The 10,974-nt window shown below is 40.2% G+C and carries 11 protein-coding genes and 2 pseudogenes; 5 read left to right on the top strand and 8 right to left on the bottom strand.

All coding sequences use genetic code 11. The annotated features are described in order from the left end of the window. Positions 1–127: 127 nt before the first annotated feature. Entirely contained in the window at positions 128–391 is a 264-nt protein-coding gene (locus tag XEN7305_RS15885) for a DUF1816 domain-containing protein (RefSeq protein ID WP_006510484.1), read from the bottom strand. A 505-nt stretch (positions 392–896) separates the two neighbouring features. Between XEN7305_RS15885 and XEN7305_RS15890 the strand changes: the two genes are divergently transcribed. Both XEN7305_RS15890 and coaBC read left to right on the top strand, forming a co-directional pair. Next, positions 897–3,581, top strand: a complete 2,685-nt coding sequence (locus XEN7305_RS15890) for an efflux RND transporter permease subunit (protein WP_006510486.1) — start codon at positions 897–899, stop codon at positions 3,579–3,581. A gap of 30 nt (positions 3,582–3,611) precedes the next feature. Beyond that, positions 3,612–4,868 (top strand): bifunctional phosphopantothenoylcysteine decarboxylase/phosphopantothenate--cysteine ligase CoaBC, encoded by a 1,257-nt coding sequence (gene coaBC / locus XEN7305_RS15895; RefSeq protein WP_006510487.1) that lies wholly within the window; start codon positions 3,612–3,614, stop codon positions 4,866–4,868. Positions 4,869–4,997: 129 nt separating this feature from the next. Here coaBC and XEN7305_RS15900 read toward each other — a convergent pair whose 3' ends face one another. Together XEN7305_RS15900 and XEN7305_RS15905 are read right to left on the bottom strand one after the other, a co-directional pair. Then, on the bottom strand, positions 4,998–5,591 hold the full coding sequence (locus XEN7305_RS15900) for a Uma2 family endonuclease (RefSeq protein ID WP_006510488.1): 594 nt from the start codon (positions 5,589–5,591) through the stop codon (positions 4,998–5,000). 126 nt (positions 5,592–5,717) lie between these two features. After that, complete coding sequence (locus XEN7305_RS15905; protein WP_006510489.1) at positions 5,718–5,951, bottom strand: PKD domain-containing protein; 234 nt, start codon at positions 5,949–5,951, stop codon at positions 5,718–5,720. Positions 5,952–6,143: 192 nt separating this feature from the next. Between XEN7305_RS15905 and XEN7305_RS30365 the strand changes: the two genes are divergently transcribed. Both XEN7305_RS30365 and XEN7305_RS30370 read left to right on the top strand, forming a co-directional pair. Beyond that, on the top strand, positions 6,144–6,281 hold the full coding sequence (locus tag XEN7305_RS30365; protein WP_158500406.1) for a hypothetical protein: 138 nt from the start codon (positions 6,144–6,146) through the stop codon (positions 6,279–6,281). A gap of 123 nt (positions 6,282–6,404) precedes the next feature. Then, on the top strand, positions 6,405–6,767 hold the full coding sequence (locus tag XEN7305_RS30370; protein ID WP_071591361.1) for a pentapeptide repeat-containing protein: 363 nt from the start codon (positions 6,405–6,407) through the stop codon (positions 6,765–6,767). 300 nt (positions 6,768–7,067) lie between these two features. Here XEN7305_RS30370 and XEN7305_RS29800 read toward each other — a convergent pair whose 3' ends face one another. Then, positions 7,068–7,643, bottom strand: coding sequence for a hypothetical protein (locus XEN7305_RS29800; protein WP_052035186.1), 576 nt, complete (start codon positions 7,641–7,643; stop codon positions 7,068–7,070). Here XEN7305_RS29800 and XEN7305_RS27765 point away from each other — a divergent pair. After that, complete coding sequence (locus XEN7305_RS27765; RefSeq protein WP_238568991.1) at positions 7,524–7,823, top strand: pentapeptide repeat-containing protein; 300 nt, start codon at positions 7,524–7,526, stop codon at positions 7,821–7,823. The genes XEN7305_RS29800 and XEN7305_RS27765 overlap by 120 nt on opposite strands. Positions 7,824–7,827: 4 nt before the next feature. Here the strand turns inward: XEN7305_RS27765 and XEN7305_RS15925 are convergent. From XEN7305_RS15925 to XEN7305_RS29070, 4 genes and pseudogenes are all read right to left on the bottom strand, one after another. Further along, positions 7,828–9,277 (bottom strand): annotated as a pseudogene (locus tag XEN7305_RS15925) (IS66 family transposase). Positions 9,278–9,766: 489 nt separating this feature from the next. After that, the gene (locus tag XEN7305_RS15930) at positions 9,767–10,171 is read right to left on the bottom strand and encodes a type II toxin-antitoxin system VapC family toxin (protein WP_006510494.1); all 405 of its coding nucleotides are present in this window, start codon (positions 10,169–10,171) and stop codon (positions 9,767–9,769) included. Then, positions 10,168–10,416: a hypothetical protein gene (locus XEN7305_RS15935; protein WP_006510495.1), complete on the bottom strand. Its 249-nt coding sequence runs from the start codon at positions 10,414–10,416 to the stop codon at positions 10,168–10,170. The genes XEN7305_RS15930 and XEN7305_RS15935 overlap by 4 nt, the downstream gene beginning before the upstream one ends. Before the next feature lie 132 nt (positions 10,417–10,548). Then, positions 10,549–10,974: pseudogene (locus tag XEN7305_RS29070) on the bottom strand (calcium-binding protein); the annotation flags it as partial.

The following is a 10,974-nucleotide window of genomic DNA, read 5'->3' on the forward strand; positions in this document are numbered from 1 at the left end:
GGTTTTAGGGATTTGGGGAATAATCATAATTCTTTTCTGAACTGCTGCGAGAAGCAGATTGTTATTGCATGGCCTCACGGACAGATCTTTGGTCTTTGGATATAAGCCTGATAGTTTTTCTGATTATCTAAAATAAATCGCGACAAATAGTCAAGATTTTGGGTTGGCATTGGGTTAGCAAAACAGTAATGTCCTTTGCTCCTTCCTCAACTAAGTCTTCGACGTATCCTGATTCGTGAAGTCTAGCTATGGTGGGACTGACAAAAGGCCCGAAACTATATATACAGAATGGGTTGGTCGTGGTAATTTCTAACCACCATAAAAGTGACGAATATTTAGTCCAGGGCTCGCTGATTGACATTCCAGAATGCTCTTTTGTGGCTAAAAGCATAGTCTTGCTCCCTTAAATCAAGTAATAAATCCTTAAGAGGTAGAGCAGGCCGGTTTTTTCTAAAAAATGCTGCTAAACAACTTGAGAATCAACTTCTAGTTAATATTTTTTATTTTCTGCTTAATTGACATATAAAGAGAATATATCACTAGAATACGAGAAAAACAAGCTATTATTTATTTTCTATTGAAAATATATGCTTAAGTGATCGTAATTTATTGTAATTCAATAGCGATCGTTACTTTAAAATTAAAAAACTCATAAAAATTACAGTTATAAAAACGACCATACATAATTATATGTATCCAAGTATACATATTTTGAGATAAAAGATATCAGTATCAGTATTGAAATTATTTTTATAATAAGATTAAAACGCAAAGAGATTAATTGGCCAATATCGACTTCTCGATCGCGAATCCCAACAGCTGCCAATTAATAATGAATTGAGGTAACCTTTCAAGAAGTAATAACTTATTACTAATTACTTATTACTTAATAGTTGATGCAGTTTCGCAAGTTAATATCCATTCGCGATCGCCTGAATCTCTCACAATTCGCGATCGCCCATCCCCGATTCACCTTAAGTTTTTGGCTAGCAATAGTTATAGCTGGATTATTGGCATTTTCCTCTCTTAAATATGCCCTCTTCCCCGACATCACTTTTCCTGTCGTGATCGTCAAAGCTCAAGCACCCTTAGAAACAGTTCTCGCCACAGAAACAGAACTCACCGCACCATTAGAGCAATCCTTGCAATCTTTACCACAACTCGATGATCTCATCTCCTCCACCTATGCCGAACAAAGCATCGTTACCGTAATCTTCAATCCGGGAATCAATCTCGAATCAGCAACCACAGATACCAAAGAAAAAATTGCCCAAATAGCTCTCCCGAGCGAAGCCGATCTAGAAATTATTCCCTTTAACTTAAATGAATCCAAAGCAGTTAGCTATGCCCTGACAAGTGAGACTAAAAGTCTAACCGAATTAACTCAAATTGCTAGAACAGAAATTATTCCGTCTCTGAAAAAATTGCCAGGTGTCTTGAAAGTTAATCTTTTAGGAGACTCAGCTGTCGTTAGTCAAGAAGCGACCCAAACATTTCCCACTTTAGTAAACTTCGATCAACAAAATGCGATCGCGCTGGAAATAGTCAAAAAAAGTAAGGCCAATACCCTAGAAGTCGTCCAAGAAGTTGCGATCGCAATTCAAACTTGGCAAACTCAACTACCAGAGATTCAAATCAACTTAGCCCAAACCCAAGCAGATTATATTCGTGAGGCCACCCAATCCACGATCGATGTTCTTGGTGGCGCAATTTTCCTAGCTATTATCGTAATATTCGGCTTTTTGCGGAGTTTAACTGCTACTCTCATCACAGCTTTAGCGATTCCAATTTCTCTGTTGGGAACATTTATTTTTATGGCGATCGCGGGTTTTAATCTAGAAACTATTACCCTGCTCGCCCTAGCCTTAACCATTGGCATAATTGTTGATGATGCGATCGTGGAAGTCGAAAATATTATTCGTTACCTTGATGCTGGTCATTCTCCAAAACAAGCCGTGAGCCTAGCAACCCGCGAAATTGGCTTTACCGTATCAGTTTCAACTCTAACTATTGTGGCGGTTTTTCTGCCGATCGCCCTGATGAATAATAATGTCGGACAGTTCTTCAAGCCTTTTGGGATAACTGTTTCAGCTGCGGTGCTTACTTCCTTGCTCGTTGCCCGAACTTTATCTCCTGTGTTGGCAGTTTATTGGCTCGGAAGTAGGAAGCAGAGCGTCTCGGAACCAGAAACAAAAGGGCAGGGAACAGGGAAATTGGCGAATTATTATCGTAAATTGCTGCAATGGTCGCTATCTCATCGTCCCATAGTTCTGGCAATTGCCTTAATTAGTTTGATGATTGGCATGGCATTAATTCCCCATATTTCCAAGGGTTTTATTCCACAGTTAGATCGCGGTGAATTCAACGTTATTTATACAACTTCTTTGCCTAAGTTAGCCACAAAATCGAATGTCACTGCTAACCCAAAACAGCAGAGTAATTCCAATTTTTCTTGGTTAAATAATATAGCGCGATCGCCCAAGAAAATTTTACTCAGAAGAACGCTGAGAACAGGAGCAAAAATTGAACCCATTATTTTGTCCTTACCCGATGTCGAATCTACTTATAACATCGTGGGCATCAAGGGGGAACCGAACAAAGGCAAATTATATGTCAAATTAAAAGGTGATAAAAATCTCAGTACGGCAGAGGTTCAGCAGGAATTACGTGGGGCTCTAGCAAATATACCCCAAGTAGAAATCAGCGTTGAAGATATTCCTTTCATTGAAATTGGTGGTCAGCAAAATCTACGGGTGGCCTTAGTTGGGGAGGATTTAATCAGTCTGGACAATACTGTGCAAGCCCTCAAAAATCGGGTACAAGAATTGCCAGGATTTGTTGATTTGAATACTACAGGTTCTGAGGTTGATAATAATTTGCCCCAGAAGATAGAGCATTTTAATAGTAGAAGAGTAATCTATTTGGATGCCAATCTCAGTGAAGGTAAAGCGATTGGAGATGCTACTGCTGAGGTTGTTGCGATCGCGCGATCGCTAATTCCCGAAGGAGTAGAAATTAAATTATCGGGAGATTCGGCGATTAGTAGCGATATCTTGAGTAACTTTGCGGTCACTTTGGGTCTATCGGTTACTTGCATGTTGCTATTGTTAATCTTGCCTTTCGGTAGATTATTGGAGCCCATAGTTGTCGGTTTATGTTTGCCCTTATCGCTGATTGGCTCGGTATTGGCGCTGTTACTTACTCAAAGTGATTTTGGGATGATTTCTTTGATAGGGGTGATTTTCCTGTTGGGATTATTAGATAAAAATGCTTTGTTATTGATGGATTATGCTAATCATCTACGGCGATCGGGTTTAAAACGCCGTGAAGCTATTCTCCAGACTGGGATGGTACGTTTGCGACCAATCCTGATGACGACTGCTTCGACAATTTTAGGGATGATGCCGATCGCCTTGGGTTGGGGTGCGGGGGCCGAATTACGGCAACCAATGGCAGTCACAATAATTGGTGGTTTAATAACTTCTAGTTTATTAAGTCTGATTTTAGTTCCTGTTCTTTATTCTCTCCTAGAAGATTTGTTCAAGCAAAGACCAAAGACAAAATTAAGGGAAACTAATTAAGGTTTCTCGTTAAAGTTGGGGGAAAAAACTATGGAAGAATGGAATTTTGACGCACCACCAGAATCGAGTTTAGGCGATCGCGAAGTTCTCTTAGAAGGTAATCATTTACAAGGCAAAAGAATTGCCTTACTCATTACAGGAAGTATTGCGGCTCTGAAAGCTCCTCTAATTGCTCGCAGTTTACGTCGCCAGGGTGCTGATGTGGTAGCTTTTGCTTCTAGTGAAGCTTTGCGTTACACCACTATTGATGCTTTGGAATGGAGCACGACCAATCCTGTGATCACCAAATTAACAGCGGCTGCCGAACATCTGAGCGATGAAAATCCTTTTGCAGTCTATCTTGTGGCTCCTGCTACCTATAATACAATTAATAAAATTGCTTGTGGTATTGCTGATGGCGTGGTGACTTCTAGTATTGCTTCGGCGATCGGCAGAATGGAGAGAGGAAAAACTACAGTGATGATTGCTCCGACAATGCATGGCAGCTTGCATAATTCGATTTTGACGGCATCTCTGCAAAAGTTACATAAGATAGGAGTTCGGATTATTCCGCCCCTTGTGGCCTATGGGAAAAATAATCTGCCATCAGAAGCGGAGATCGTCACAGCAGTCTGTCGCGGGGTTAGTAGCTCACCCCTGAAAAACTCATCTATTTTAGTCACAGGAGGAGCGACTCCTGTGCCGATAGATAATGTGCGGCGTCTGACAAATCGGTTTACGGGAACTTTGGGCGGGAAAATTGCTGAAGAATTATATTATCGAGGAGCTAAAGTTAAGCTAATTCGAGGGCAAGGAAGTTATAGTCCTCCCAATTATCTGCCCCAGCAAACAATTGATAGTTACGAAGAATATAAAACTACGGTAATTGAAGAACTAACTCAGCATCAATATCAGTGTGCGATTTTTTCTGCGGCAGTGGCCGATTACCAATCAGCTCAAGTATTTCCTGGCAAAATTCCCAGTGGCGGAGCTTTGCAAAGTATCAATCTTATTCCCACGGCTAAGGTTATTGCAGAAGTTCGAGCGAGATTTCCCCAGTTGTATATGGTGACTTTTAAATATCAAGAAAATATTGACCATGACCAATTAATGGCGATCGCCAACCAACGATTGCAACAGGGTTATCAAATGGTAGTGGCTAATCGGGGCGAAGAAAAAGGGGCACAAGGGGAACAAATTGCTTATTTAGTAACATCGGAGCAGCCCCCAATTAAGAGTATCGGGAAACAAGGGATTGCGATCGCGATCGCTGATTTCTTGGCACAGTCATCAGTTATTAAGCAATGAACCAAGCGAAACCATTAGGTTTGACCGAGGGTCAAATTTTGCGATCGCAGCCTCGGCTAATTGTCCTGCGGGAAGATCTGTTGTTCAGAAGCTAATGTCTGGTTGTGTTTCTAATTGGAGTAAAACCACCTAAAAATTACTGTCGTATTTTTCAAATTCAACCTCTTCATAAATGTTATCCAAAGAAAGGGATAGAGGCAAAATGCTTAAACTAAACTCCTGAGAATCTTCCTCATACTCAGTTAACAACCATTGATTATCATTCGTTTTAATATGTTGTAAAACATGAATTCGTGACTGTTCTACTAAAATATATTCCTGCAAACTAGATAAACTACGATAATAATCAAACTTATCTCCTTGGTCGTAGTTTTTAGTCGATTTGGAAGCCACTTCAATAATTAAACAGGGATTAATTACCGTTGTCGTTCCTTTGCCATGATAGATAGGTTCGTCTGCAATCACCATGACGTCTGGGTAAGTATAAACTCGATATTTTTCGATCCAAACTCTGACATTTTCCGTAAATAACCGATAATTTTCTTTTCTTAGTCTCGGTTTTAAAGCTACACAAAGATTGGTAATAATTTCATTATGATTAATTGTCCCTCCTGCCAAGACTCTGACTTCCCCATTGAGATATTCGTGACGAACATCTGATGTTGCTTCTAAAGCTAAATATTCTTCTGGCGTATAGATTTTGGCATCTGCTGCAATAATCATTTATCACAAAACTCATAGTTCTTTATCGATTGTATAACTTTCAAAGAATGATTTTTTGAACAGAAACCGCATCAAGACACCCGCCCTTCCTATCCTCTTTGCCGACAGCACGAAACTCTAGAGCTGTTAGATCCAGCTTACTAGCAAGAACTTTATAGATATAAGTTTGTCAATGGTTTTTGCGATCGCTCTGAGCTTGAGTCGTATTGGGTCTGCAATATCAGTATTGTCCCCAAAATTCCAGCTGTAGGTTAAAAGGTCGTTGCCTGGATCAGACGCGATCGCAGTGATAGTCGTTTCTATTCCTTCAGCACGATCGCAGATCTGTAGGTTGGGTCGAGGAACGAAACCCAACATCATAAAACTTTTAAACAAACTAATATTAGAGAGTTAATCGCTACAAATATTAAATAACTCGTGCTCGAAAATTCAATCAACAAGATATCTCATTCATTGCTTTCGTTGGGGTTTCAGACCTGACACTGTTATTAGAAGATCGTATTTTCCATGGGCTTCGGATTCGGGATCTGCGAGAAAATAACTGCCTGAATTTTGGTTGATGAATTCACTGTTATCGAAGGGGGTTTCATCAATAAACCAACCTACTCCATTGGCATCGCGATCGATGAGGATTTTTCCGGCATTGGGTTTTCCAGAAGGATCGAAACCTGCGATCGTTGCTTCTGCTAGTTGTCCAGAAGGGAGGTCGGTTATTTGGAAGTTGATGTCTAGTTGTGTTTCAGGTTGAAGTAAATCTGACCAAACATTAGTTGCGCTATTATTGAGGTCGTTTATTGTTTGAGGTGTTGAATTATGGATAGAGAAGAATTGCTCAGAAGATATGCTGCGGGAGAAAGAGATTTCTCTGGAGTTAATTTGAGTGAAGTTAATTTGAGTGGAGTTGATTTGCCTGAAATCAACTTGTCTGAGTCCGATTTGAGTAGAAGCAACTTGAGTGAGGCTAATTTGATGTGCTCTCTCCTGCTGTGGTCTGACTTGAGTGGAGCCAACTTGACTAGTGCCAATTTGTATGGTTGTGGAATGCAAGGGACTAATTTGGAGAATGCCAATCTTTTCAGGGCTGATCTGAGCGACGCTAACTTGGCGGGAGCGAAATTTAGAAACACCACTTGCGCTGACGGGAATATGGTAGTTGGACCCGAATTTTTTGATTGATAAATCTTGATTTTTATGAGTAGCTAGAAGAAAAGAGCCTAAATCCGAATTAGGTTCTTCAATAAAGTCTTCCCCTTCCGTATCATCCTCATCAACTTCAAGATCAATAACTGGGGTTCCAGAAAATATTGTGTCTTCAACTAGATCTTGAATATCTGTAGCACGATCGCAGATCTGTAGGTTGGGTAGAGGCACGAAACCCAACATCATAAAACTTCGAAACCAACTAATATCATAAGAGTTAATCGCTACAAATATTAAAAACTCTTGCTCGAAAGTTCAATCAATAAGATATCTCATTCATTGCTTTCGTTGGGGTTTCAGACCTGACACTGTTATTAGGAGATCGTATTTTCCATGGGCTTCTGATTCGGGATCTGCTATGAAATAACTTGCTGAATTTTGGTTGATGAATTCACTGTTATCTAAGGGGGTTTCATCAGTAAAACAACAGACTCCATTGGCATCATGGTCAATTAGGATTCTGCCTGAGTTGGTTTTTCCAGAGGAGTCGAATCCTGTTATGGTTGCTTCTGCTAGTTGTCCTGCGGGGAGATCGGTTATTTGGAAATCGATCTCTAGTTCTGTTTCTGATTGGAGTAATTCTGACCAGATATTGGTTGCGCTATTATTAAGTTCGTTAATTATTTGAGATGTTGTATGATAACTGCTGAAGAGTTGCTCAGAAGATATGCTGCTGGTGAAAGAGATTTCACTGGAGTCAATTTGAGGAATGTGGATTTGAGAAACGTCAACTTGGCTGGCAGCAAATTTATCGATGCTAATTTCACCAACGCCAACTTGAGTAGAGCTAATTTCGATTACGGCTTTCTCAGACAAACTATTCTTGAAGGAGTTGATTTGAGAGAGGCTCATGTTGCGGAGGTCGATTTGAGTGGGGCTAATCTTAAAGGGGCTAATCTCCAGAATGCTTTCTTGCTTGGTGCCGGATTGATCGAAGCCAACCTCGAAGGGGCTAATTTGGAAAGGACTAATTTGGTCGAAGCCAATCTCGAAGGAGCTTATGTCCGAGGTTCTAGTATTCATGAAGCGTAAAGATTCAGGGATTAAAGTGAGGGATTAAAGAAGGGCGCTCAGTAACATCAACAGTTCCTACGAGGGATTGGGCGAAAAAATCGATCACAGAACGTTCCTGAAAGCGACAGGTTTGAATGACACTTAATAAATTAGCTGTTTCTTGAAATCGTTCCAGAGACCGGGAACCACCACTGACTTTCCGTTTAGTGACTGCCAATCGCAAAGCCCTCTCTGCTAGGTTGTTATCAGGAGCGATTTCTGGATGGTCTAAAAAATACCACCATTGATCTGCTTTGAGTTTTAGGTTCCGTAATAATTTCCCCGCTTCATAACCTGCTTGCTCAATCCACTTGTTTAAGGTTAAGTTGATTCGAGTTTTTAACTCGGCAGCCGAGTCGAGATAAGTTTTTTGGTTGCTATTTTCTCGCCATAGACGGTGCTGTTTAAAAGCTTGATCAATGATTTCTGTGAGCGCTTCGCCAATTAATTTATTGTCCTTACCAGGAGTGGTAATTAATTTTTGACAATGACGGCGCAGATGAGCCTGACACTTCTGTTGTGCGGCTACGGGATAACCATTGTAGACACTAAAATCATCTGAGATAATGATTCCTGGGTATTCAGTACCTAATTGGTCTTGGATTTCGGCTCGACTTCGAATATCTCCTGCTCGAAACAAGCAAAAATTAGGGTTGGCAAATACCCATAACCATTCTTTCAACCCTTTAACTGACCAAGGTGTTTCGTCGATATTCAAAGTCGGATGATTTTGGTTAATCCATTCTTGTAGTTCGATGATGCTGGGTTTGATCGCCGCTGATAATCTCTGATTAGTCGCGACTAATGTGCCCAGTCCTACTGGAATTCTTCCCAATTCCCACAACAGTTCTTGCTGCTTTTCATAGGGCAAATGACCATAGTTTCCTAGCCATCCTAGCAACCCTTGGAGCTTAATTCCCAAGTCTTGCCCTGGTATCATCTGATTCGGCCATGCTGGAGTTGTGGTTTCTCCACAACACTGACATCTGATGTGATGACGCTGATACTCGACTATTTCAATGGGTCTTTCTACCAAAACTGCTACTGATTGTTTCTCTATCTTCAGCGACTTGCCTCCTTCTAGCAATTGACCGCAACTCTCACATTTTGGTGCTTTCAAGCGTTCGTAACGGTCTACTCGTCCAAATCATTCTGGTTTTTCCTGGATGTCCTAATTGTCCTCCTGGTTTCTTTTTCTGGCTCTGTTTCTCTTTCTCTTTTCCCTCTTGCTTCTTTTCTGGTTTCTTCAGTAAATCTGAAGATGGTGGTTTCGATGAGTTCTTACTGTCGAGATCTCTACTCAGAATCAGCTTTTCTATTTTGGCTTGTAGTTCCGTAATTATTTTTTGTTGAGTCAGTATTATCTTGACCAGTTCTTTTTTTGACAACTGGCTCAGCGGTTCTTCGTTATGTGACGGTTGCTCTTGATCCATACTGACGTTACATTACCTAGTTTTCTATCTTTCTTCAAGCTCTTCTCTCTCAATATCTATCTCGCCTCTTTTCTTATTCCTCTATTTTCATCCCTGAATTCTTACCATGAAGCTTCTATCGAGCATGAATTCGACATCATTGATGGAATTATCCAGATTCAGAAAGATGCCCCCTGGTGGTAAAGCAAGCAAAGATGCTGAATCAGAATTGTTGACAGGGATTGGTAAAGGGCTAGAGTCATCAACCTCAACAATATCTTGAATTGCTTGAAGAACATTTGAAAGAAAATCAAAGCACGATCGCAGATCTATAGGTTGGGTCGAGGAACGAAACCCAACATAATCAAGCCTTAACCCAAACTAAAATCAACGAGTTAATCACTGCGAAAAGAACTCGCACTGAAAAATTTAATCAATATTATTTCCCATTTATCTCTACGGAACTGTTGGAATTTTAGCTTGTAAGTTTACTATAGTTGCGTACAAAATTTAAACGATTTCCCAATCTTCATAGGATAATCCTTCAACTCGACTAAATTCATCAATGTTATGAGTTACTAAAATAAGATTATGAACTATAGCGATCGCTGCTATCTGAAGATCATAAGGACCAATGGGAGTTCCTAATGTAGCAAGTTTAGCTCGAATTTCACCTGCTTTTTGAGCTGCTTTTACCCCGAAATATAAGCTATCAAACTCCTGGAAAAACTCACTTAACACTTGAAGATTTTGGTCTTTACGTTCGCTTTTGTATGCACCATAGTAAAGTTCCAACTTCACAATGTCACAAAGTACTATATCGCTCGGCTTTTGAGTTTTAAGTTTGTCGATAATTAGAGAACTACGGCCATTTAGATACTGAATACAAGTATTAGTATCGAGTAAATAAATCAAAATAACTTCTCTCGACTTTCATACTCTCCTTGAGGTTCTCTTTGTAACGGCGCTCCTTCCCAAGCGCCTGCTGTCTTATCAAAAAATCCAGGTGACCATTTTAATTTTTTCCTATTTTCCGAAGTAGGAATGGGATTATTAAAAGTAACTACCACTTCTAGCTCAGCATTCTTCACATCTGTTGGCACATCTAAATGTAAGATTCCATCATCACCAACATGAGATTTGAGTTTAATAGTTTGCATAGAAAAGTTTTGACTATCTAATTAGCGTTGTCTATATTTTAGCCTTGAAGCCTTCGGGAAACATTGGCGCGATCGCATATCTGTAGATGAAATAGAGAGACGCAAATCTATGTGAACTTTTTATCATAACTTTCAAAGAATAATTTCCTGAACAGCAACCGCATCGATAAAACCACCCTTCTTATCTTCCTTGCCCACAGCACGGAACTCTAGTGCCGTTAGATCCAGCTCACTAGCCAGAACATTATAGGTATAAGTTTGCCAATAGTTTCTGCGATCGCCCTGAGCTTGAATAGTGTCAATTAATTCCCCATTCCAATAAACTTCGATGCCATTACTCTCTGCTGCTACTTTGGGACGAGGACTATAAGCAAAAGATAGTTGATAACTAGTATCTGGAGCAGTCGGAATATCTTGCTTCATACTACTATTGTCATGACTGTCTAACTCTACCCAAGCAGTGCCATCCTCACCAAGACCAAAGCCTTTTAATTCTTGAACTTCAATTCCTGTACCTTCGGTTGTTGCCCATCCCGTAATCGATTCAAAGACATCCCA

It is taken from the genome of Xenococcus sp. PCC 7305 (assembly GCF_000332055.1).
In the GTDB taxonomy this organism is placed as follows: Bacteria; Cyanobacteriota; Cyanobacteriia; order Cyanobacteriales; family Xenococcaceae; genus Xenococcus.

Coding starts and splice junctions, on each gene's coding strand:
- coaBC (WP_006510487.1), top strand. CDS start 3,612: ATGGAAGAATGGAATTTTGACGCACCACCAGAATCGAGTTTAGGCGAT.
- XEN7305_RS29800 (WP_052035186.1), bottom strand. CDS start 7,643: ATGAGCCTCTCTCAAATCAACTCCTTCAAGAATAGTTTGTCTGAGAAA.
- XEN7305_RS15935 (WP_006510495.1), bottom strand. CDS start 10,416: ATGCAAACTATTAAACTCAAATCTCATGTTGGTGATGATGGAATCTTA.
- XEN7305_RS15885 (WP_006510484.1), bottom strand. CDS start 391: ATGCTTTTAGCCACAAAAGAGCATTCTGGAATGTCAATCAGCGAGCCC.
- XEN7305_RS30370 (WP_071591361.1), top strand. CDS start 6,405: ATGGATAGAGAAGAATTGCTCAGAAGATATGCTGCGGGAGAAAGAGAT.
- XEN7305_RS15900 (WP_006510488.1), bottom strand. CDS start 5,591: ATGATTATTGCAGCAGATGCCAAAATCTATACGCCAGAAGAATATTTA.
- XEN7305_RS15890 (WP_006510486.1), top strand. CDS start 897: ATGCAGTTTCGCAAGTTAATATCCATTCGCGATCGCCTGAATCTCTCA.
- XEN7305_RS15905 (WP_006510489.1), bottom strand. CDS start 5,951: ATGATGTTGGGTTTCGTTCCTCGACCCAACCTACAGATCTGCGATCGT.